General features: G+C 56.7%; 21 protein-coding genes and 1 pseudogene. 9 read left to right on the top strand and 13 right to left on the bottom strand.

From position 1 onward, the window contains the following. The first annotated feature begins 1 nt into the window (after position 1). Entirely contained in the window at positions 2 to 577 is a 576-nt protein-coding gene (locus Q1W15_RS13510) for a cob(I)yrinic acid a,c-diamide adenosyltransferase (protein ID WP_300729283.1), read from the top strand. A 48-nt stretch (positions 578 to 625) separates the two neighbouring features. Here the strand turns inward: Q1W15_RS13510 and msrA are convergent, their stop codons facing one another. From msrA to Q1W15_RS13485, 5 genes and pseudogenes are all read right to left on the bottom strand, one after another. Then, positions 626 to 1087, bottom strand: a complete 462-nt coding sequence (gene msrA, locus Q1W15_RS13505) for a peptide-methionine (S)-S-oxide reductase MsrA (protein WP_300729280.1) — start codon at positions 1085 to 1087, stop codon at positions 626 to 628. Beyond that, positions 1084 to 2004 (bottom strand): homocysteine S-methyltransferase family protein, encoded by a 921-nt coding sequence (locus tag Q1W15_RS13500; RefSeq protein WP_300729277.1) that lies wholly within the window; start codon positions 2002 to 2004, stop codon positions 1084 to 1086. The genes msrA and Q1W15_RS13500 overlap by 4 nt, the downstream gene beginning before the upstream one ends. Beyond that, positions 2001 to 3026 carry a glycine betaine ABC transporter substrate-binding protein gene (locus Q1W15_RS13495; RefSeq protein WP_300729359.1) on the bottom strand — a complete coding sequence of 342 codons (1026 nt, stop codon included), beginning with the start codon at positions 3024 to 3026 and terminating at the stop codon, positions 2001 to 2003. Before Q1W15_RS13495 ends, Q1W15_RS13500 begins: the two co-directional genes overlap by 4 nt. Positions 3027 to 3058: 32 nt before the next feature. Beyond that, positions 3059 to 5128: an ATP-binding cassette domain-containing protein gene (locus Q1W15_RS13490; RefSeq protein ID WP_300729356.1), complete on the bottom strand. Its 2070-nt coding sequence runs from the start codon at positions 5126 to 5128 to the stop codon at positions 3059 to 3061. A 383-nt stretch (positions 5129 to 5511) separates the two neighbouring features. Then, positions 5512 to 5678 (bottom strand): annotated as a pseudogene (locus tag Q1W15_RS13485) (methylmalonate-semialdehyde dehydrogenase (CoA acylating)); the annotation flags it as partial. A gap of 166 nt (positions 5679 to 5844) precedes the next feature. Here Q1W15_RS13485 and Q1W15_RS24555 point away from each other — a divergent pair. Genes Q1W15_RS24555 through Q1W15_RS13460 form a run of 5 tightly spaced genes read left to right on the top strand, consistent with a single transcriptional unit; the run spans position 5845 to position 7191 of the window. After that, a complete protein-coding gene (locus tag Q1W15_RS24555) occupies positions 5845 to 6030 on the top strand; it encodes an HNH endonuclease signature motif containing protein (RefSeq protein ID WP_367280639.1) in 186 nt (61 codons plus the stop codon). Position 6031: 1 nt separating this feature from the next. Further along, positions 6032 to 6295, top strand: a complete 264-nt coding sequence (locus Q1W15_RS13475; RefSeq protein WP_367280638.1) for a bacteriocin immunity protein — start codon at positions 6032 to 6034, stop codon at positions 6293 to 6295. Further along, on the top strand, positions 6292 to 6579 hold the full coding sequence (locus tag Q1W15_RS13470) for a hypothetical protein (protein WP_300729274.1): 288 nt from the start codon (positions 6292 to 6294) through the stop codon (positions 6577 to 6579). The genes Q1W15_RS13475 and Q1W15_RS13470 overlap by 4 nt, the downstream gene beginning before the upstream one ends. After that, positions 6576 to 6947: an HNH endonuclease signature motif containing protein gene (locus tag Q1W15_RS13465; RefSeq protein WP_300729271.1), complete on the top strand. Its 372-nt coding sequence runs from the start codon at positions 6576 to 6578 to the stop codon at positions 6945 to 6947. Before Q1W15_RS13470 ends, Q1W15_RS13465 begins: the two co-directional genes overlap by 4 nt. Then, a complete protein-coding gene (locus tag Q1W15_RS13460; RefSeq protein WP_300729269.1) occupies positions 6937 to 7191 on the top strand; it encodes a bacteriocin immunity protein in 255 nt (84 codons plus the stop codon). The genes Q1W15_RS13465 and Q1W15_RS13460 overlap by 11 nt, the downstream gene beginning before the upstream one ends. A gap of 309 nt (positions 7192 to 7500) precedes the next feature. Here the strand turns inward: Q1W15_RS13460 and Q1W15_RS13455 are convergent, their stop codons facing one another. Next, positions 7501 to 7662, bottom strand: a complete 162-nt coding sequence (locus Q1W15_RS13455) for a GMC family oxidoreductase N-terminal domain-containing protein (protein ID WP_300729266.1) — start codon at positions 7660 to 7662, stop codon at positions 7501 to 7503. Positions 7663 to 7925: 263 nt separating this feature from the next. Here Q1W15_RS13455 and Q1W15_RS13450 point away from each other — a divergent pair, with 263 nt between their 5' ends. Together Q1W15_RS13450 and dacB are read left to right on the top strand one after the other, a co-directional pair. Then, complete coding sequence (locus tag Q1W15_RS13450; protein ID WP_300729264.1) at positions 7926 to 8270, top strand: YggL family protein; 345 nt, start codon at positions 7926 to 7928, stop codon at positions 8268 to 8270. Positions 8271 to 8566: 296 nt separating this feature from the next. Continuing rightward, positions 8567 to 10030, top strand: a complete 1464-nt coding sequence (gene dacB / locus Q1W15_RS13445) for a D-alanyl-D-alanine carboxypeptidase/D-alanyl-D-alanine-endopeptidase (RefSeq protein WP_300729261.1) — start codon at positions 8567 to 8569, stop codon at positions 10028 to 10030. 153 nt (positions 10031 to 10183) lie between these two features. Here dacB and rlmKL read toward each other — a convergent pair whose 3' ends face one another. Next, a complete protein-coding gene (gene rlmKL, locus Q1W15_RS13440; RefSeq protein WP_300729258.1) occupies positions 10184 to 12454 on the bottom strand; it encodes a bifunctional 23S rRNA (guanine(2069)-N(7))-methyltransferase RlmK/23S rRNA (guanine(2445)-N(2))-methyltransferase RlmL in 2271 nt (756 codons plus the stop codon). 551 nt (positions 12455 to 13005) lie between these two features. On the opposite strand from rlmKL, the gene Q1W15_RS13435 reads away from it, so the two are divergent. Continuing rightward, complete coding sequence (locus Q1W15_RS13435; protein ID WP_095003125.1) at positions 13006 to 13221, top strand: ribosome modulation factor; 216 nt, start codon at positions 13006 to 13008, stop codon at positions 13219 to 13221. A gap of 111 nt (positions 13222 to 13332) precedes the next feature. Here Q1W15_RS13435 and Q1W15_RS13430 read toward each other — a convergent pair whose 3' ends face one another. From Q1W15_RS13430 to Q1W15_RS13405, 6 genes are all read right to left on the bottom strand, one after another. After that, the gene (locus tag Q1W15_RS13430) at positions 13333 to 14358 is read right to left on the bottom strand and encodes a quinone-dependent dihydroorotate dehydrogenase (RefSeq protein ID WP_300729252.1); all 1026 of its coding nucleotides are present in this window, start codon (positions 14356 to 14358) and stop codon (positions 13333 to 13335) included. A 183-nt stretch (positions 14359 to 14541) separates the two neighbouring features. Next, positions 14542 to 15519, bottom strand: a complete 978-nt coding sequence (locus Q1W15_RS13425) for an OmpA family protein (RefSeq protein ID WP_300729249.1) — start codon at positions 15517 to 15519, stop codon at positions 14542 to 14544. A gap of 106 nt (positions 15520 to 15625) precedes the next feature. Next, on the bottom strand, positions 15626 to 16216 hold the full coding sequence (gene sigX / locus Q1W15_RS13420; protein ID WP_300729246.1) for an RNA polymerase sigma factor SigX: 591 nt from the start codon (positions 16214 to 16216) through the stop codon (positions 15626 to 15628). 92 nt (positions 16217 to 16308) lie between these two features. Further along, entirely contained in the window at positions 16309 to 17133 is an 825-nt protein-coding gene (locus Q1W15_RS13415; protein WP_300729243.1) for a mechanosensitive ion channel domain-containing protein, read from the bottom strand. Between the two features lie 2 nt (positions 17134 to 17135). Further along, positions 17136 to 17381 carry a CrfX protein gene (locus Q1W15_RS13410; protein WP_300729241.1) on the bottom strand — a complete coding sequence of 82 codons (246 nt, stop codon included), beginning with the start codon at positions 17379 to 17381 and terminating at the stop codon, positions 17136 to 17138. A 62-nt stretch (positions 17382 to 17443) separates the two neighbouring features. Beyond that, a complete protein-coding gene (locus tag Q1W15_RS13405; protein WP_300729238.1) occupies positions 17444 to 18439 on the bottom strand; it encodes a zinc transporter ZntB in 996 nt (331 codons plus the stop codon). Positions 18440 to 18450 lie beyond the last annotated feature (11 nt).

Here is an 18450-nt window from a genome sequence, read left to right as displayed (position 1 = left end):
CATGGGCTTTCGCTTATCGAAAATTTATACCCGCACCGGCGATAAAGGCGAAACCGGCCTGGGCGATGGCCGCCGCGTACCCAAGGACCATCCAAGAATCGAAGCCATCGGTGAAGTGGATACGCTCAACAGTCAATTGGGCCTGTTATTGGCCGGGCTGAACGAACAACGCGTCACCTGCCCGGGGCTCGGTGAATTGATTGAGGTGCTTGAGCCCTGTCAGCACCGCTTGTTTGACTTGGGCGGTGAGTTGGCGATGCCGGCTTATCAAGCGCTGAACACGCTTGAAATCGAGCGACTGGAAGCCGCGATTGACCACTGGAACGAAGAGTTGGGCCCGTTGGAAAACTTTATCCTGCCCGGTGGATCGAGCCTGATCGCACAAGCCCATGTGTGCCGCAGCCTGGCCCGGAGTGCCGAGCGTCGTTGCCAACACCTGAATGCAGTGGAGCCCATGTCAGGTGTGGGCTTGGCCTACATCAACCGATTGTCCGACCTGCTCTTTGTCGCTGCTCGATTGATCGCCAAACGTCAGACTATTGCCGAGATTTTGTGGCAAGCCGCCATCAAACCTTAGGCCCGGCGTGGCCCCGCAGCATCACACTGCAGGGGCCGCGAGGAACACTTAAATGGAACAGCTGACGCCGTGTTTTTCAACGTATTGCTGGTGTTCTTCATCCGCCAGTTGAAACTCACCCAACGGCACCACCACGGTCACGACTGGCCGGCTCAGTTGCCCTGAAGCCTGCAGTTTCTGTTTGGCGGCTTCTGCCGCTTGCGCCTGCTCTTCAGTGCGATAGAGCAAAGCCGAACGGTATTTGACGCCAACATCCGCGCCTTGACGGTCGACGGAGGTTGGATCGTGCAGCGTCCAGAAGTGTTCGATCAAACGGCTGTACGGGATCACCCGCGCATCGAAATCCACCTGCACCACTTCAATCAGCACCGAGTCGTCATTGGCGGGGTGAGCAAAGCCCACCCGCGTGTCCAGTACGCCCGGCAATGCCCGAAATGACGCTTCCGCGCCCCAGAAACACCCCGCGCCAAACGTTGCCTGCTCGCTCACTGCTTGTTCGATATCCGTCATGCGCTGACACCTTTATTGCCTGGCAGCAGGTGCGTGTGCAACTGCGCGATATGTTCAGGCCCGATGCCACAGCATCCGCCCACAATACTGGCCCCGGCGGCCACCCACGACCGTGACCAGTGCAAATAGGACTCTGGCCCCAGATCGCTACGGATCTCCAGCAAGGTACTGTTGGCCTCGGCCTCGGCACTCATCGGAGGAAAAGCATTCGCATACACCCCAAGCTCAACGGCCCGGCCAAGGCGCTGAATCACCTCGCGTGCTTCGACCAGGGCCGCCGCCATCACTTCCGGCTGGCTGCAATTGAACAGCACGGCCGAGGCTCCCAAGCCGACGGCGGCCTCCACGGCCTCAGCCACTGATTCCGTGGAGCGCAACCGTGGTGGCTCGTCCACTTCATCCAGCAACGTGTACGACACCCACAGCGGCTTATCCTGTTGGTCGAGCGCTTCGGCCACCGCCTGCACTTCAGCGATGGAGCTTTGGGTTTCCGCCAGCCACACATCAACATGGGGCTGTAACCCGGCGATCAACTCGCGATGGATCGCCACCGAGCGTTGATAGTCAAACAAATCCGGCCGATAAGAGCCCAGGGCCGGCGGCAACGAACCGGCTACCGTGACCGGCTCGACCACCGAAGACGCCGCCTCACGAGCCAGACGTCCAGCCCGCTCGGCCAGCACGCGCCCCTGCTTGGCAAAACGCTCTTCACCGATATGAAACGGCACCACCGCGTAGCTGTTGGTGGTGACGATCCCGGCCCCAGCATCGATAAAGGCCTGATGCGCCTGACGCACAAATTCCGGCGCTTCGATCAGCGCGAGCGCCGACCATTCGGGTTGACGAAACGGTGCTCCGATGCGCTTCAGCTCGCGCCCCATGCCGCCGTCGAGTAGACGCAAAGTATGGCCACTCATTGTGCGGCACTCACTTTTACAGCGGGGCCTGCCAGCCACTCATCAACCGTGGCACCGTTCGCCTCAACCCACGCTTTGGCCGCGACATCAGCGGGTTGTTTTTCCTTCTCGATCTTCAGGATCAAGTCATTGAGTTGTGCCGGAGCAATGCTGAAGTTATGCAGGAACTCAGCGATTTTCGGCGCGCGTTTCTGCAAGGAGGCAGAGGCCAGCACGTAAACCTTGGCATCCGGGTAGTGGCAGGTGATCTGGCTCTTGTTCAACCAGTCCGGGTCTACCGTGGGGCTGACAAACTTCCAGCAACCGTCAGCCTTGTACAGCGGATCGCCTTTTTTGTTGTCCTGGGCATAACCGTCAAATGCGGGCTCTTCCAAGCGGCGCAGGTCATAAGCCGAGAAAATCCAGTCCGGCGTGTAGGCGTAGAACACCACGCCGCGCTGCCCCTTGTAAGCGGCGGCCAGCTTGGCGTAGGTCACTGATGCCTCGGTGGACACAGACTCAAACTTGTCGGCGAAGCCATAGTCCTTGGACTTGATCTCACCGATGTAGGTCGATTCCCAGCCCGCAGGCCCGACAAGCAACTGCGCCTTGCCGCCGCCCAGCGGTTCGAAGAGTTTGGCGATTTCAGGTTTTTTCAGGTCATAGACGGACTTGACCCCGTACTTGTCCTGCAAGTAGCCCGGAATATAGAAGCCCTGCTCGCCCACATACGGCTGAGCGTTCGGCACCAGCGATTTAGTGCCGCCCGTCACGTACTTGGCCCAGGCGGCCGACTGGTTGGGCATCCAGATATCGGTCAGCACATCGACCGTGCCATCGCCCTTGGCGGCCGCGCTGAGCAGCACTGGGACATCCCCGGCGAGGTACGACACGTCGCCGTCGAGACGGGTTTTGATCACCTCGCCCAGAATGTGTTGAATCGCAATGGCACCCGTCCAGTTTTGCTCACCAATGACGATTTTGTCCTTGGCCAGCACGGTTGCCGGGAGAATCAGGGAGGCCAGCAGTGCGGCCGCGCCCAAGGGCAGAGCAAATGATGTTTTCACGGTAAATCTCACTGTTTGTTGTACAAGTGATCTTGCTTGCGCAAGCTCGATTGAATGATTCGATCGGGTATGAGCGCGCACAGCACAATGGCCACCCCCGCAAGAATGCCTTCGCCGCCCTTGATGTTGCGCAGCGCCGTCATCACGTCATAGCCCAGGCCGCCTGCGCCGATCAGGGCCGCCACCACCACCATCGACAGGCTCATAACCAGGGTTTGGTTGATGCCCAGCAGCAGTGAGCGACGGGCCAGAGGCAACTGCACCTTGATCAGGGTTTGCCAAGGGCTGGCACCGTGTGCGACGGCCGCCTCGACCGCATCCTTGGGCACTTCCTGGATGCCCAGGCAGGTCAGGCGGATCATCGGGGCCAGGGCAAAAATCACCGTCGCGATGACAGCCGGGGTTTTACCGACCGAGAAAAACGCCACAGCCGGGATCAAGTAAACAAAGGTCGGCAGGGTCTGCATCACATCCAGCAACGGCGTGATAATGCGACGCGCCAGTGGCCGTTTTGCCAGCAAAATGCCAGTGGGCACGCCGATAACGAGGGCTATCAGCACCGACGAACCCACCAGTGCCAGGGTGGCGATGGTGCGCTCCCAAAAACCGAATACGCCGATGTACAACAGGGCTGCCGCGCTGGCCACCGCCAGCCACGGGCCCGCTGAACGCCAGGCGAGAAACACCAGCGCCAGCGCCGACACCGGCCAGGGCAGCCAGCCGAGCAGGTTCTCGATCCCTTCGATGACGGTACGCACAGCAACGATCACGCCCACAAACGCGCTTTCAAAGGTCACCTGAGACCAGCCGATAAACTGGTCGATGCTGTCCGCCACGAGCAGCAGAACCTGGCGGTTATCCGGAAATTGCAGCAACGCGCTGCTGATGTCAGGGGTGATGACACGCCAGATCACCAACGCCTGACTCACCAGCAGCAGTGCCAGCGGCAAGCCCCAGCCCGAATGCTCGTGCCGCACGGGTTGGCGCGTCAGCACGTGTGCGCTGAAGCGGCTGGCCGCAAACAGCAGTACGGCCGCGAATACCGCCAGTAATGATGCACCGGCCAGCCCTTGGCCCAGCAACGCCAACGCGCCGAGCTCAGCGGCAAACGTCAGCCAGAACGCACCGCCCCGCCCCCGTGCGGCCAAGGCCGCCGGCCCCAGCAACAGGGCTTGCCAAAGGGGTAAACCACGATAGTCAGGCACTTCACGCGGGGCGTGTTGTGGTGTTGCAGTCCCCACCGTGACGGCGCTGTGCAGCGGTGCCGCCGTGGGTTTGCAATCGCGGAAGAAATCCGCCACTTCAGCATCGGCCGGTTGCTCAAGCAGCTCTTCTGGCGTGCCCACTTGCACCAGACGCCCCAGGCGCAGCACCGCGATGCGGTCCGCCAAGCGCAGGGCCTCGGCCGGGTCATGGGTAACCAGCAATGTGCTGATACCCCGTTCGCGGGCCAGGTTCAGAAAGTGGCTTTGCAGGTCGCGGCGAATGGTCGGGTCCAGCGCACTGAACGGCTCGTCCATCAGCAGAATGTCGGGCTGGGTCACCAGCGCGCGGGCAAATCCCACCCGCTGCTGCATGCCGCCGGACAGTTCGTGGGGATAGTGATCCCCCCAGCCATCCAGGCCGACCGCGCGCAACTGCTCAGCGGCCGCCGCATGGCGAATGGCCTCGGGCTCGCCGCGCAGTTCCAGGGGCAGCGCGACATTGTCCAGGATCGTACGATGCGCCAGCAGGCCAAAATGCTGAAACACCATGCCGATACGCCGCGACCTCAGCGCACGCAAAGCAGAGTGGCTCAAGCCGCTGATGGCTTGCCCGTCAATCAGCACCTCGCCGCTGGTGGGCTCGATCAACCGGTTGATATGGCGCAGCAGCGTTGATTTACCGCTGCCTGAAGTGCCCATCAGGCACAAAACTTCACCCCGGCGTACTTTCAAGCTGACATCACTGACAGCGGGCGACGCCGGCGGCCCTATTTTGCGCGGGTAGGTCTTGGTGACATGGCGCAGCTCAAGCACCACATCGCCGTCATGGGGGCGGCCAGTGACTGGCTGAAGAGGCCCTGGTGGCGACTCAATCGAGTCTGCGGCCAAAAGAGGTTGAATGACTGACACAGGTACTCCCGGCGCACCGCCCGTTACTGCGGGAATGCGCCTCGCCTACAGGCTCTAATAAAGTTAAGCCTCAGACCATGACCTGAACACAGTTAGCCCGATGCAAAAAAAAGCGCCCACATCAACATGCGTGGCGCTCTCCATGGCTATAAAGCTAAACGATCTTAAAAATACAAAATAAATACTATTTTGGAATTAGCTTAGGCTTGAGGGTTTTAAGTTAGCGTCCGCAATGCCAGTGCATCGCGCTCAACCTTACGGACGCTATCTGACGCACCTTGATTCAACACCACCACGAATGAAGCCGCCGGTGAAGCACGCGACGGCCCATCCTGTGCGGGGGGTTGTTACGTCAGGGGGGGCATGGAGAACTCAGCGCCTTTACGTACATTTGCCGATGGCCAGCGCTGCATGATGGTTTACAGCGGGTGTAAAAGCGCACGCCATCCGGGCCATACACATGCAGGTCGCCAAACAGTGAACGCTTCCACCCGCCAAAGGTGTGGGAAGCCACCGTGCTGCTGCCCAGCGATCAGTCGCTGCCACAGCAAATGCGCGAAAACATGACCGGCGATAAGGCCACAATCATCTGGGGCAGCCAAGACTGACCTTGCGCGAGCACACAAAAGCGAAGCCTTGGAGCTTCGCTTTTTTTGCGGCGTTACAGCTCAACTCAGGGAGTGTCGAGGGGGGTTAGGAATGGTCGCACGGCTTATGTTCGAGATCGAGATCACACAGGTGGGCGAGTGACGTTTGAAATTCATCACAGCATTCGAATTGCAGATGGCGGTGGTGTATATGATATTGATAACTTAGTAGTGGTTACGCCGAATTTGCATATTGAAATTCATCGCGGAGGAAATTAATGTGAAGCAGAGCATTTCTGATTACACCGAAGCAGATTTTCTTGAGTGGGTACGTAGTATTTGTAATTGCGATAAGCATTTATATCCGAGTGAGGAGGATCATATTTGTGCTGTGCTTGAGTTCAAGAGGCTTACCGAGCATCCCAGTGGCTCAGATTTGATTTATTACCCTGATGAACGCAGGGATGACAGCCCCGAGGGAATCGTGAGAGAAGTAAAACAATGGCGCGCCGCTAACGGAAAACCAGGCTTTAAGGAGCCTTGATTTTTAGGTATAACTCCGCCACCGCGTTGAGCTTTAGGGCGGAGTTAAATAACTTAAATCAAAATCATCATTTATTATCGCCCCTCGATTATATAAAATACCTGATCCGCAGCCATCACCTGCGCAATGCTACCGTGCTGCTGTCCAGCGATCAGTCGCTGCCACAACAAGTGCGCGAATACATGACCGGCGATAAGGCCACAATCATCTGGGCGGCCAGGACTGACCTTGCGCGAGCACACAAAAGCGAAGCCTTGCAGCTTCGCTTTTTATTGCGGAGTTGAAAGAGTCAGCGTTAGGGGCAGCCTCACACGGTGAAGGCGCACCTGTTCCGTCACAGATTGCAGATCTGCTTCAGGGGCGGGAGTTCAGAAATTTCAGAGCGTTTAGAGAGGCGTTTTGGAAGGCGGTGGCGAATGATCCTGAGTTGTCCAAGCAGTTCATAAGGCAGAATTTATCAGCAATGGCTAATGGCAAGTCACCATTCGTAAATGTTGTAGAACGTGCAGGCACTGCTATGAAATTTGAGCTTCATCACAAAATTTATATTTCACAGGGCGGTGGCGTTTATGATGTAGATAATATGACAATTACAACTCCAAGGCATCACAAAAAAATACACAGAGCGGGGCAATTAGTTTATGAAAAATAAAATCACTGACTACACAGAAAAAGAATTTTTAGACTTTTTGATTTCGCTGTGTGATAGCAGTTTACGCACTGAAGACGACGACATAAAGATGGTCTTGGAGTTTGAGCGCTTAACAGAACACCCAGAAGGATCAGACTTAATTTATTATGCAGCTTCTGACCAAGAGGCTACCCCAGAGGCTATTTTAGCCAAAATAAAACAATGGCGCGCCGCTAACGGAAAGCCAGGCTTTAAAGAGCCTTGATTTTATAGGTACAACTCCGCCACCGCGTTGAGCTTTAGGGCGGAGTAAAAGAACTTAAATCGAAATCATCATTTATTATCGCCCCTCGATTATAGGTGACGTTCAGAACGCCTCATAAACAGTTACAAATACGCGTGTTTTAGCAACGTGTTAATCAACACGGGTCTACCACACTTTGTGGACTTTTGAGAAATCGCAAAGCAGGAAAACTCGCTTTAAAGAGTATTTCGCGCACACAAAAAAGACCTGACGATCACTCGTCAGGTCTTTTCATAACGACCGTTTAACGCAGCGGCGGATAACCCCCAATCAACCGGGGCGAGTTGATGGCCCCCGCCCGAGGCTGTATTCCACGCCCGTTGCGCGGCCTTGATTGATCAGAATGCGCCTTACCCGCGCCCCGGTGATGACCTGCAGGTTGGACAGATGCAACGCGGGGTTTTGTAACGGCGAATGCGGATATCGAATCATTTTTAACTCCGGTTCATCTCACGAGGTAGCGGCGCGCCCTGCATCGCAGCAGTAACGTAACTGGGCTTTGGGTGATGTTCATGGGCCAGCCGCCACCTCACAATTTCGCGCCGTTCCTCAGAGTGCCGCAGGATGACGCCCCCCCCCCCGACCTCAAGGCCTTCAACGGTTTGACTCACTCGTCGGAGCAGCCTCACTCAATCAGGCAGGCGCACGGCTTAACTGGTAAGATGCGCCGCGATATTACTTTTGAGGATTGTTTCATGGCCACTAACCGCTCCCAGCGTCTGCGCAAAAAACTCTGTGTAGACGAGTTCCAGGAATTGGGCTTCGAACTGAACCTTGACTTCAAGGAAGACTTGGCTGACGAGGCAATCGATGCATTCCTCGACGCTTTCCTGAAAGAAGCGATGGAAGCCAATGGCCTGGGCTATGTTGGCGGCGACGACTACGGTCTGGTTTGCCTGCAGAAGCGCGGCTCGGTCAGCGCTGAACAACGCGCTGGCGTTGAAGCCTGGCTGAAGGCACGCACTGAGCTGACCAGCGTTGAAGTCAGCCCGCTGCTGGACGTTTGGTACCCGGAAAAGCCGATCAATCCGGTAGCTTGATGTTCAAAGGGCCATCCATCGTGATGGCCCTTTTTGTTTAAGGCCTGAGCCAACGCCCTTGGCGGCCTCCCGTCATACTCCCTCCCCTTCAGCGGCCACTTTTGCCGTTTATAGCGCTCATTGCCCGGTTCCCTGTGAACGGTTAAGCGTTTTTTGCATTTAAACGCACAATCCCTCTGGCACGCCCATGCACAAGCCCACTGGCCTTGGGGCATAATGACGACTATTTTGTGACCATCGAGGGCTTTTCTTCCACGCCTTCTTATTTTCCCCTCGCCCGCAGGGTTTTACTTCAGATGATCAAATCTTTACGACCATTGTTACTGGCCAGCCTGTTTTTGCCGCTCGCCTTTGGCGCCAACGCCGCCGTCAATACCACGCTTTCCCCCAAGGTTCAGCAAGCCCTCAAAACCAACAAGCTACAAGACGATGCCTTGTCCCTGGTGATGATCCCGCTCACCGGCCCAGGCACGCCAACCGTGTTCAATGCCGATGTCTCCATGAACCCGGCCTCGACCATGAAGCTGGTAACGACCTACGCGGCCCTCGAAATGCTCGGCCCCACTCACCAGTGGAAAACCGAGTTCTACACCGACGGTACCCTCAACAATGGCATCCTGCAGGGCAACCTGTACCTCAAGGGCGGCGGTGATCCCAAGCTCAACATGGAAAAGCTGTGGCTGCTCATGCGTGATTTAAGGGCCAACGGCGTGCAGCAGATCACCGGCGACCTGGTGCTGGACCGCGGCTTCTTCGAGCAACCCGTACTCCCTGAATTCAATGACGACGGCAACGACAAGAACAAACCGTTCCTGGTCAAACCCGACGCATTGCTGGTCAACCTCAAGGCCTTGCGCTTCGTGGCGCGCAACGACGGCGGTAAAGTCCTGATCTCGGTTGAACCGCCCATTGCCAGCATCCGGATCGACAACCAGGTCAAGGCCGTCAACACCAAACAATGCACCGGCGATGTGCGCTACAACCCGGTCCCGCAGGCCGATGGCTCTGTGCTGGTCACGGTGAGCGGTCAATTGGCCGACGGCTGTAACTCTCAGACTTACCTGTCGCTGCTGGACCACCCGACCTATACCGCCGGTGCCGTGCGCGCCATCTGGCAAGAACTGGGCGGTAGCATTCAGGGCCAGACCCGTCAGGCCAATGTCCCCAAAAATGCCAAATTGCTGGCCCGTGCGTTCTCCCCCGACCTGGCCGAGATCATTCGCGATATCAACAAATACAGTAACAACACCATGGCCCAGCAGCTGTTCCTGAGCCTGGGGGCGCAGTTTCGCAACGATGCCGACGGTGACGACGCCAAGGCCGCTCAGCGCGTGGTGCGCCAATGGCTGGCCAAAAAAGGCATCACTGCCCCGCACCTGGTGATGGAGAACGGTTCCGGTCTGTCCCGCGCCGAGCGCGTGAGCGCACGGGAAATGGCACAGATGCTCCAGGCCGCCTGGAAAAGCCCCTATGCTGCCGAGTTCATCAGCTCCATGCCGATTGCCGGCAAGGACGGCACCATGCGCAAGCGCCTGAAAACCACTGCCATGAACGGCCAGGCCCACGTCAAAACCGGCACCCTGAACACCGTGCGGGCGATTGCCGGCTTTAGCCGCGACGTCAACGGCAACACCTGGGCCGTGGTCGCGATCCTCAACGACCCACGTCCGTGGGGTGCGTCCTCGATCCTCGACCAAGTATTGCTCGACCTGTATCGCCAGCCGCCGTTGAATAACACCGCGGTGTCTATCGCACAGTAAGCTTTTTCCAGCCCCTAAAAAAACGCCCCCGACCGTAAGATCGGGGGCGTTTTTTTGTGGTCCTCTGCAGGGGCTGCCAGTCGCGGCTCGATTGCTCGCGATCTTTTGATTTTAAAAGATCGCGAGCAAGCTCCTACCGTTGCATTATCGGTTTTACCGGGCGGTGATTTTCCACGCACGGTGGATTTTGCTGTTACGCGCAAAATCCGGATCGAGGGTGCTGGCCGTGATCTCTTCTACCGCGTAACGCGCTTCCAGGTGTTCATCCAGGATGAATTTGCGGAAGTTGTTGGAGAAGTAGAGCACGCCACCCGGTGCCAGGCGCGCCATGGCCAGGTCGAGCAATTGCACGTGGTCGCGCTGCACATCGAAGATGCCTTCCATGCGCTTGGAGTTGGAGAACGTCGGCGGGTCGATAAAGATCAGGTCGTACTCTTCACGACAGGCATCCAGCCAGACCATCACGTCGCCCTGTTCCAGGCGGTTCTTGTCCGAAAAGCCGTTAAGCGACAGGTTGCGACGCGCCCAATCCAGGTAGGTTTTCGACAGGTCAACGCTGGTTGTACTGCGAGCGCCGCCTTTGGCCGCGTGCACACTGGCGGTTGCGGTGTAGCAATACAGGTTGAGGAAGCGTTTGCCAGCCGCCTCTTTCTGAATGCGCATGCGCATCGGGCGGTGATCGAGGAACAGCCCGGTGTCCAGATAATCCGTGAGATTAACCAGCAGCTTAACGCCGCCCTCATTAACCTCGGTGAACTTGCCTTGGGCACTTTGGCGCTCGTACTGCTTGGTGCCGCTCTGGCGCTCACGACGCTTGACGATCACGCGGCTCTTGTCGATGTTCAGCGCCTGCGGAATGGCCGCCAGTGCATCGAACATACGGGCTGAGGCTTTTTCCGGGTCAATGGATTTCGGCGCTGCATACTCCTGAACGTGAACCCAGTCGTGATACAGGTCGATGGCCATCGAGTACTCAGGCATGTCGGCATCGTAGACACGATAGCAATCAACGCCCTCTCGCTTGACCCACTTGCCCAATGCCTTGAGGTTCTTCTGTAGCCGGTTGGCAAACATCTGCCCGCCTTCACTCAAGCGCGGTTGCTCGATCACCACCGGGGCTGGCTTGATCGGGTTGCCGTTCTTGTTGAACTTCTCGTACTGGGTGGGCGCTTCGATGTTGGAAGGCAGATCCGATTCGGCCTGCTCGCGCTCGGCCTGACGCTGCTCAGGCGTGCGGCGCTCGCCGGTGACGAACTGATCCGGGAGTACTTTGATCAGCAACAGCTTGCAGGGCAACGCGCCGTTCCAGAACGAGTACTGCTTGTGGCTGCGAATCCCCATGCGCTTGCCCAGGTCCGGGGCACCGGTAAAGACCGCCGCTTCCCAGTTCAGACAGGCCTGGCGCAAACGCTCACCCAGGTTCTGATAGAGGTACAGCAGGCTCGCTTCGTCACCCAACCGCTCGCCGTAGGGCGGGTTGCAGATGACCAGGCCTTTTTGGTTCTGATCTGGGCGCGGCTCAAAGGTCGCCACTTCACCCTGGTAGATTTTGATCCAGTGGCTCAGCCCGGCACGCTCAATGTTGTTGCGCGCAGGCTGAATCAGCCGCGGGTCGGCTTCATAGCCGCGAATCCACAGCGGTGGCTTGGCCATGCCAATTTCAGCGCGCTCGGTGGCTTCGTCATAGAGCTTTTTCCAGACCGCGGGGATATGGCCGAGCCAGGCATCGAACCCCCAGTGGATACGATTGAGGTTCGGGGCCATGTCGGCGGCGATCATCGCACCCTCGACCAGGAATGTCCCCACACCGCACATCGGGTCAGCCAAGGCAGCGCCTTCGGCAGCCATACGCGGCCAGCCCGCGCGAATCAGAATGGCGGCCGCCAGGTTTTCCTTCAGCGGTGCCGCGCCCTGCTGCAGACGGTAGCCGCGCTGGTGCAAGCTACTGCCCGACAAGTCCAGCGACAAAATGGCTTCGCCACGGTCAAGGCGCAAGTGGATGCGCAGGTCGGGGCTGAGCTTGTCGATGGAAGGACGCTCGCCGCTCGGCGTGCGCAACTTGTCGACGATGGCGTCCTTGACCTTCAACGCACCAAAGTGAGTGTTGTCGATACCCGAGCCGTGACCGCTGAATTCAACGGCCAGGGTGCCATCCGGGACCATATGGTCCTGCCATTCAACGTCCAGCACACCGTGGTACAGGTCTTGCGCATCCTTCATCGGGAAACGCTTGAGGACCAATAGCACCCGGTTGGCCAAGCGCGACCACAGGCACAGGCGGTAGGCCGTCTCCATGGTTGCCATGCCTCGGATGGCCGAGGTGTGCTCGCGGGCTTCCTCAAGGCCAAGGCCGATAGCCTCCTCAAGGAGCAGACCTTCAAGGCCTTTTGGGCAAGTAAGGAAGAGTTCGTAACGATCCGACATGGGATTCCTGAGCATTTAGCTATCTGTGAACAGGCAACGCATTGCCTGCTCCGTTTTCAATCAAGCGCTTTTCTTGCAGAGCGCTCGCGTGGCACGAAACTGTGCCGTTCCACCCCGACGACTACTCATGCACGCCGCATGGAGAGTGTAGGCACAGGGGCAGGTCATTTATGGAGAAACAAATTGTCATATTCAAACCCTTCGTCGAATAGTGCCCGAGTAAAGCAGTCGGCTATTCGCAACAGAGAATGAAACGCATCATTTTTGTAAGCACTGGCCATATCAGGCTTTGCTCGACTTCTACCGGCCGGATACACCCTTTCTTATGGCCTTAACACCATTATCGTTACGTCCTTATGACAAAACGATCATTCACATGCCTTGGCGCATTGGTTAGAACTGAACACAGGTTGTGACCGCTCAGGTCTCAACGAAAATGCTCGTCACGCCGGCAACGAGCGCCCAGCGGCAGAAGCATTCTGCCCCGACCCCGACCTTGAATCGCCAGGTCGACGCGACACATAACAGTCAACCAGTGAGGGCACTACCCTATGAGAAGACTTAAGCGTGATCCGTTGGAAAAAGCATTTTTACGTGGATATCAATATGGTGTTAATGGTAAATCCCGTGAGCTTTGCCCTTTTACTCTACCGTCGGTGCGCCAAGCCTGGATTAACGGCTGGCGCGAAGGACGCGGCGACAACTGGGACGGTATGACAGGCACTGCGGGCATCCACAGACTTAACGAACTTCACGCCGTCGGCTAATTTCAGGCACATCCGACATCACCTTGAAGCAGTACGATTTAACCATGCCGTCCCATCCGGGCGGCGGGCTTCGGCCCAGGGCTCCTTGAGGGAGCCCTTTTTTATGCCCGCTTACTGGCGCGCCAATGCTGAAATGGCATCCACCGACTCACGAATCAAGGCAGGGCCTTTGTAAATAAAGCCCGAGTAAATCTGAACCAGGCTGGCACCCGCGGCGACTTTCTCAGCGGCGTGCCGGCCTTCAGTAATGCCCCCTGCGGCGATAATCGGCAGGCGCCCCGCCAACTCGCTCGCCAGCACCTTCACGGTATGCGTGCTCTTTTCGCGTACTGGCGCACCTGACAGGCCACCGGCCTCGTCGCCATGCTCCATGCCTTCAACACCCACCCGGCTTAACGTGGTATTGGTCGCAATCACCGCATCCATTCCGGTCTCAAGCAGCGCCTGAGCCACCTGAAGGGTTTCTTCATCCGTCATGTCCGGTGCAATCTTGATTGCCAGCGGTACACGCTTTCCGTGGCGTTGCGTAAGCTCGTTCTGACGTAACTGTAGGGCTTCGAGCAATTGTTTGAGTGAATCACCAAATTGCAGACTGCGCAGGCCGGGTGTGTTCGGCGAGCTGACGTTCACTGTTACATAGCTGGCATGGGCGTAAACCTTGTCCAGGCAGATCAGGTAATCATCGACCGCACACTCAACCGGAGTGTCGAAATTCTTGCCGATATTGATCCCCAGAATACCGCTGTACTTGGCAGCCTGAACCCGGCTAAGCAGGTGATCAACCCCAAGGTTGTTAAAACCCATGCGGTTAATAATGGCCTGGGCTTCAGGCAGACGAAAAATACGCGGCTTGGGGTTACCAGGTTGGGGACGCGGCGTGACCGTGCCAATCTCGACAAAACCGAAACCCAACTGTGCAAAACCATCAATGGCCGCACCGTTTTTATCCAGGCCGGCAGCCAGCCCGACCGGGTTTGCAAATTCGAGCCCCATGACCGTTACTGGCACCTTTGCCGGTGCCTTGCACAACAAACCATTGAGCCCCAGACGGCCACCCGCCCCGATCAGATCCAGGGACAGATCGTGAGAGGTTTCAGGAGAGAGTTTGAAAAGCAACTGGCGGGCCAGGTTATACATGGGCTGTATGGACTCGAAGAAAGCTTGAAGGGACGCAATTATAACCGTGCATCCACGGTGCATGCGAGGACCACTCGCAACACAATGCCAGCGGCCGCGTTGATGCAGAGCACCGCACAGCACAAATCCCGGGCAAAGAAAAACCCGGCCAAGGCCGGGTTTTTCATACAGCCAGGCTAAAAGTTACTTAGCTTCTGCTTGAACGGTAGCTTCTACGCGACGGTTCAGAGCACGGCCTTCTTCAGTTGCGTTGGAAGCAACTGGGTTGTTCTTGCCGTGGCCAACCGCGTCTACACGGTTAGCAGCAATGCCTTGGTTAACCAGGGCAGCACGAACAGCGTCAGCACGACGCTGCGACAGCTTTTGGTTGTAGGCATCTGTACCTACGCTGTCAGTGTAACCAGCAACAACGGTGTTGGTCGCTGGGTACTGCTTCATGAAATCAGCAACGTTGTTGATGTCAGGCATGTACTGCGATTTAACAACCGACTTGTCGAAGTCGAATTTCACGTCCAGTTCAACGCGAACAACTTCAGCGATCGGTGCTTCTGGTTCTGGCTCAGCGATTGGTGCTGGAGCTGGAACTGGAGCCGGCGCTACTTTACCGCCGTTGCCGCCGAAGTTAACACCCAGGCCAACGGTAGGCGCGTAGTCCCACTTGCCGTTGTCCAGCTTGTAGTCAGCTTCAACGCCAGCACGTGCGAACAGGTTGTCAGTGATGTACCACTTAACACCAGCGCCTGCAGTCAGGAACGTCGACTTGTCGCGACCGCTGTGGCCGTCAGCCTCAACGTTGGTCATGCTCTTGTGAGCAACACCGCCGGAAACGTATGGACGCAGAGCGTCACCCACGGTGCCGAAGTGGTACTGAGCGTTCAGACCGAAGTTGTCACCCTTGATTTTCTGATGGCCAGTGCCTTCAGTCGAACGAGTGTGATCAGTGGTGTCGTAGGTCAGGTTCAACGAAACGTCGTCGGTCAGGAAGTAACCGATCGATGCGCCTGGGTTGTAACCGTCTTGTACGTGCTTGACGCTGTCGTTGTACTGTTTTTTGTAGAACAGTTCACCCTCGACCGCGCCTTGGCCTTGTGCCAGGGCACCGAACGAAGTTGCGGCTACAAAGGAACCAATGGCAATGCCCAAGGTGTTTTTCAGTTTCATCCGTTAAATCCCCATCTGGTGATTGTAAAGCAGTCCTACATACCGAAGGACAACTCGTCGGCAAGTCTATCAGAACTTGCCTACACGTAGAGCCATTTGCGCTGAACTAAGTTTCAGCAATGCCTGCAAATTTCTCACGCAATTTATCAAGAGCACGCTTGTAACGCATTTTTGTCGCGCTCAAACCCATATGCATTATGTCTGCGATTTCCTGAAATTCCAGTTCTGCGACAAAACGCAGCACCAGAATCTCCCGATCAATCGGATTCACATGCACCAACCAACGATCAAGCCCGCCCTTTTCCTCAGGTTTCGGCGTCTTTTCCTCAGACGCTTCCTCGAGGGGGTCAAGGCTCAGCGCGTCCATCAAGCGACGCTTTCGCCGTTCTTTCCGATACTGTGTGATGCACTCGTTGTAAGTGATGCTATATAGCCATGTCTTGAATTTCGATTTGCCCTCGAAATTTTTCAAACCGTACAGGACCTTCAGCATCACTTCCTGACAGACATCATCCGCATCTCTATCGTTCCCTAAATACCTTGAACAAACGTTGAACAAAGTGCGTTGATACCGCCGCATCAGTTCTTCATAGGCGCGCGTAACGTGAAACAACTCATCATGCGCGCGCGCAACCAACTCCTCATCAGAGAGATCGCGGGGGTCATAGCGCATGGATAGCGATTGGGCTTTATTCAAAACGACTCGTGCCGACAGTCAGGTCAGTGTCCGCCGCAGCGCCAATAGCAGGCGTCTTTTTGCGGCGGCATACGTTAGCAGGGTTTAGCGCCTCAGCGGCTAGTCACATGCTGGTCCAGCAACACCCGATTCGAGATCGAGACTAGCTCACCCTCATCCGTCAGCAACGTGGTTTTAACCGTGCCGATTTCTTCAATCTGACCTTCAACCCCTCCAACCCGCACTTCTTGCCCAACTTGATACAACTCACGCACATAAATCCCGGCCAGGATTTGACCCGCGATTTCGCGGCTTCCAAGCCCCATGGCCAAAGCAACCGCCAGACCAACGGTAATTAACACAATCACGATGACATGGTTCAGCAGGTCAGTTTTGACCTCCAACTGACTGATCGCGACCGAAATACTGATAATGATGACCAACCCTTGGGCCACACGCCCAAGGCCGCCTGCATATTCGAAGCCCACACTTTCGGCAGCCCCGCGCACAAGGCCGTTGAGCAGTTGCGCAACGAGCACGCCAACCAGCAGAACCAAGAGCGCACCAAACACTTTGGGCAAGTACAGCGTAAAGATATCCAGCGTAGCGGAGACACGCTCAAGCCCCAGGGACTGGGCCGCGGACACGAGAAAAATAAGCAGAATAAACCAGTAAACAATTTTACCGATCAAGGTCGAGATCGGCACCCTGATGCCCGCACGCCCTAAAATTTTGGTCAGGCCTGTGCCGCCCATCAAACGGTCAAGCCCCAGCTTGGCGAGCAATTTCGATAACAGGGTGTCCAGCAGTTTGGCGACTACAAAGCCGAGCAACACCACCACCAACGCCCCGAAAAGGTTGGGGATAAAGTTGGCAATTTTAGTCCACAGAGCAGTCATTGCCGTGACCAGGCTCTGGGTCCAGAGATCAAGTTCCATGTTCAATCAGCCTTATCAACAGGGCGAGCAGCAGGTTTGCGCCGCGAAACGGGCGCAATATGAGCTGAACCGTTATTCAAAGCAATCATCAACGCTTGCAGCCAACGCCCCAGCAAACTGAAAAGATCACCCGCGCCGACCTGACGGTTGGCGGTTTTCAATACCCTCCCCAGGCAGGCTTTATCGTCTCGGTTGGAGGCAGGTGCCTTGAGCATTTCACGCAGGGATTGTTCAAACGGATCGTGCATAAGCACCTCTCGGTAAGTCTGTAAAAGACGCGAACGACTGCAACGAAGTCACATGGGCCTTTTCACAGCCACTGCAGACGGCGATAGAACCACCACTGCCCCACACCGATCACCGTCATCAGCCCGCACATGATTGCAAAGCCATAAGAGTCACCGGAAAACGGCACCCCCCCAACGTTGATGCCCAGCAAACCGGTCATAAACGTGATAGGCAAAAAGATGCCGGTCAGCACCCCAAACCGGTACATGATCCGGCTCATGCGCACGTTCAAACGCCTGTCTTCGGCCTCCAGAACAAGCCCTACGCGCTCCCTCGTCAACTCCAGCTCTTCGAGGTAGCGCGTCAGGCTGTTGTTCAATTCATTCCAGTAATCGGAGTCGTCCTTCGTAAACCATGGCAGTTTTGTGCGCGTAAGCTGCCCGAAAATGTCCCGCTGCGGGGCCAGAAAACGGCGCAAACCCGCGGCACGGCGACGAATCTGCAAGAGCGAGACGTGGTCGGGCGTATACCGTTCGTCGGCATCTATTTTATCTTCTTCGTCATCGACAGTTTCAGACAGCTCACTAATCAAATCCTGCACCTTGAGCGTCAGGTGCTGGGCAAGGTAAAGGATAAGCTGTGAAGGGTTTTCCGGCCCCTCGCCATGCTCAAACTCACTGAGCAGTTCGTCTGTGGCGCGTAACGGGCGCATACGCAACGAAATCATGCGCTGGGCGCTCCCGAAAATACGCAGCGACACCATGTCTTCCGGCTCTGCCCCAGGGTTCAGATTGACCCCGCGCAAGAACAGCAGCAACTCGTTATCGGGCAACGGCAGCAAGCGAGGCCGTGTGTTTTCCTCAAGGAGCAAATCACAATTGAAGTCGCTCAAACCACTCGAATGACGCAACCAGTCCTGGGTTTGCGGGTGACTGCGATCCCAATGCAACCAAATGCTTTCGTGGTCCTGCAACTGAAGGCCGTCCAGGTCGGCACGGGCAATCTGCCGCGCACCGCCCTTGCCATCCAGTACCAGGGCATGAACCAGCCCCCATTGTGCGTTGTCGTCCTCTAACATCCGGGTTCCTT

This window comes from Pseudomonas sp., assembly GCF_030150285.1.
Lineage (GTDB): Bacteria > Pseudomonadota > Gammaproteobacteria > Pseudomonadales > Pseudomonadaceae > Aquipseudomonas.
This window is presented reverse-complemented; position numbering and strand designations above follow the sequence as displayed.